1 protein-coding gene is annotated in these 1959 nt (G+C 68.7%); it reads right to left on the bottom strand.

All coding sequences use genetic code 11. The features are described 5' to 3' along the window. Positions 1-1959: Ig-like domain-containing protein (locus tag ACIQYU_RS26430; protein ID WP_402802784.1), on the bottom strand; the 1959-nt coding region annotated here is incomplete at both ends.

Here is a 1959-nt window from a genome sequence, read left to right as displayed (position 1 = left end):
GGGTGCGAGCGCATCCACCGTGGTGCTGCCCTGCGGGCCGGTATTGCCGGCCGGGTCCTGGGCCACGGCGTTGACTACCGTGCCGTTGGCCAGCGCCGTGCCGGGGGTGAAGCTCCAGTTGCCGCTGCCGTCGGCAGTAGTCTGGCCAATCGGGTTGCCGCTGCCATCGGTCAGGATGACGGTGCTGCCTGGCTCGGCGGTACCGCTGATTTCCGTGCCGTTGCTCGGCTCGACCACCGGCGCCGCCGGAGCCACCGAGTCCACCGTGGTACTCGACGGCGCGCTGGTGTTGCCAGTCGGGTCGGTTGCCGTAGCGTTCACCACGGTACCGTTGGCCAGTGGCGTGCCGGGGGTGAAGCTCCAGTTGCCGCTGCCGTCGGCGGTGATCTGGCCGATCGGGTTGCCGCTGCCATCGGTCAGGGTCACGGTGGCGCCCGCTTCAGCTGTACCACTGATCACCACCCCGTTACTTGGATTGATGACCGGCGCAGCCGGCGCGCTGGAATCGACGGTAACCGTCGCTGCCGGGCCGATGTTACCCGCCGGGTCGCTCGCCGTGGCATTGACTACCGTGCCATTGGCCAGCGGCGTCGCTGGAGTGAAGCTCCAGTTGCCACTGCCATCGGCCGTCACCTGGCCAATCGGATTACCGCTGCCATCGGTGAGCGTCACCGTGCTGTTTGGCTCGGCGGTGCCGTTGATCACAACGCCATTGCTCGGGTTGACTACCGGCGCAGCGGGTGCGAGCGCATCCACCGTGGTGCTGCCCTGCCCGCTGGTATTGCCGGCCGGGTCCTGAGCCACGGCGTTGACCACCGTGCCGTTGGCCAGCGGTGTGGCCGGGGTAAAGCTCCAGTCACCGTTGTTGTCGGCGGTCGTCTGGCCGATGGGGTTGCCGCTGCCATCGGTCAGGATGACAGTGCTGCCTGGCTCGGCGGTGCCGCTGATTTCGCTGCCGTTGCTCGGCTCGACCACCGGCGCAGCCGGGGCCACCGAGTCCACCGTGGTGCTCGACGGCGCGCTGGTGTTGCCGGTCGGGTCGGTTGCCGTGGCGTTCAGCACGGTACCGTTGGCCAGCGGCGTGCCGGGGGTGAAACTCCAGTTGCCGCTGCCGTCGGCGGTGGTCTGGCCGATCGGGTTGCCGCTGCCATCGGTCAGGGTCACGGTGGCGCCCGCTTCAGCCGTACCACTGATCACCACCCCGTTGCTCGGGTCGATGATGGGTGCGGCCGGAGCGATGGCGTCAACGGTGACGCTGGTCGGCCCGCTGGTATTACCGGCCGCGTCCTGGGCCACGGCATTGATCACCGTGCCGTTGGCCAGCGGAGTCGCAGGCGTGAAGGCCCAGTTGCCGCTGCCGTCGGCGGTCGTCTCGCCGATCGGGTTGCCGCCACCGTCAGTGAGGATGACGGTAGCGCCGGGCTCAGCGGTGCCCGTGAGGACTGCACCATTGCTCGGCTCGATAGTCGGCGCGGCCGGGGCGATGGCGTCAACGGTGGCGCTGGTCGGCCCGCTGGTATTGCCGGCCGGGTCCTGGGCCACAGCGTTGATCACCGTGCCATTGGCCAGCGGGGTCGCAGGCGTGAAGGCCCAGTTGCCGCTACCATCGGCAGTGGTCTGGCCGATCGGATTGCCACTGCCATCGGTCAGGGTGACGGTGCTGCCTGGCTCGGCGGTGCCGCTGATTTCCGTGCCATTGCTCGGCTCAACCACTGGCGCAGCCGGAGCAACCGAGTCCACCATGGTGCTCGACGGCGCGCTGGTGTTGCCGGTCGGGTCGGTTGCCGTGGCGTTCACCACGGTACCGTTGGCCAGCGGCGTGCCGGGGGTGAAACTCCAGTTGCCGCTGCCGTCGGCGGTGATCTGGCCGATCGGGTTGCCGCTGCCATCGGTCAGGGTCACAGTGGCGCCCGCTTCAGCCGTACCGCTGATGGTTACGCCGTTGCTCGGATTGATAAT

It is taken from the genome of Pseudomonas sp. NPDC096925 (assembly GCF_044762545.1).
GTDB lineage: Bacteria > Pseudomonadota > Gammaproteobacteria > Pseudomonadales > Pseudomonadaceae > Aquipseudomonas.
Note: the sequence above shows the minus strand (reverse complement) of the source record. Positions and strands in the feature narration are given on the sequence as shown.